This is a genomic window from Bartonella sp. AA74HLJMH, assembly GCF_042197045.1.
Lineage (GTDB): Bacteria > Pseudomonadota > Alphaproteobacteria > Rhizobiales > Rhizobiaceae > Bartonella.
Window position 1 is genome coordinate 1 of the sequence record NZ_JBHIRJ010000144.1, and the last position, 661, is coordinate 661.

2 protein-coding genes and 1 pseudogene are annotated in these 661 nt (G+C 44.2%); all 3 read left to right on the forward strand.

Features of this window, described 5'->3' with window-relative positions; genetic code table 11:
* Window positions 1-200, forward strand: a pseudogene (locus tag ACFINH_RS10235) (phage tail protein); the annotation flags it as partial.
* A 9-nt stretch (window positions 201-209) separates the two neighbouring features.
* Complete coding sequence (locus tag ACFINH_RS10240) at window positions 210-443, forward strand: hypothetical protein (protein ID WP_375633067.1); 234 nt, start codon at window positions 210-212, stop codon at window positions 441-443.
* A 21-nt stretch (window positions 444-464) separates the two neighbouring features.
* Window positions 465-661, forward strand: a 197-nt coding sequence (locus ACFINH_RS10245; RefSeq protein WP_375633069.1) for a hypothetical protein, incomplete at its 3' end; no start/stop codon positions are given.

Here is a 661-nt window from a genome sequence, read left to right on the forward strand (position 1 = left end):
GGTTTACAGAAAAAGACAAGCCGCCGCGTTTACCTTGGTTTATCAGGAGCCCCTTTGCTAATTTTTTATATTATTCAACGCCTATAACGGCAGGTCTGAATGACAGAGAGCATCATGAACATCATCTCATGGCAGAGAGGGTTGGTGGTGTTGAAACGCGCCCCGTTAATGTGAGTGTAATTTATGGGATCAAGACATGAGGAGTTGAAATGTCATTAAAACCGTTTGCGATATCAGAGATTAGCGACCCGTCTCAAGTACGGGTCGTTTTGTATTCGGGGGGAGGTTTTGTACATGCGCCGCTTAATGGCGTTTTTGATTTACTGAAAGCAGCTTTGAAAGCCGATCTTGATGGATCGTTAAAAGATTTAGAGAAGCGCTTAGAGGCGTTAAGCGAAGAGCTTGAAGATTTGAAAGAGTGTTCATTAGACGAAGTGCTCTGAATGATGTGAGGACGAAAGCAGATGAAGATACCCGATCATGAACATGAATATTTGATACCTGTCGCGACGAGAGAAGAAATGATAGCAGGAACTTCTCAAGACAGTGTTGTTGTTCCGAAGCTTTTAGGGACGGCGTCTTTGTATTCGTATGAAACCTTTGCGCCGTTAGAGCAGGTTGTTAATGCAAGACAAGAGTCGGAAAAAGCCATGGCGCGTGC